The sequence below is a fragment of the Halomonas sp. ND22Bw genome (genome assembly GCF_003011945.1).
Taxonomy (GTDB): domain Bacteria; phylum Pseudomonadota; class Gammaproteobacteria; order Pseudomonadales; family Halomonadaceae; genus Halomonas; species Halomonas halophila.
Genome location: NZ_PXWD01001318.1, coordinates 1 through 254, shown reverse-complemented (window position 1 = coordinate 254; position 254 = coordinate 1). Strand labels below are relative to the sequence as shown.

Genomic DNA, 254 nt, shown 5'->3' with positions numbered 1-254 from the left:
CAGGCCAGGTTCAGAGCGGCGGTCATGGAGGCCAAGGGCGACGTGCCAGGGTTGCAATCCGTGGCGACGGCCATTCGCACGCCATGGCGGCGCAGCAGATCGACCGGCGGCGCCTGGGTCTCGCGCAGCATCAAATAGGCGCCGGGCAGCAGGACGGCGACCACGTGGGCGGCGGCCATGGCGACGACGCCCTCTTCGCTCGCGTGTTCGATGTGGTCCGCCGACAGCGCCCGATGACGCGCGGCCAGAGCCGC

At 71.7% G+C, this 254-nt stretch carries 1 pseudogene; it reads right to left on the bottom strand.

Annotated elements, in window-relative coordinates:
* Positions 1–254 (bottom strand): annotated as a pseudogene (locus CVH10_RS22455) (imidazolonepropionase); the annotation flags it as partial.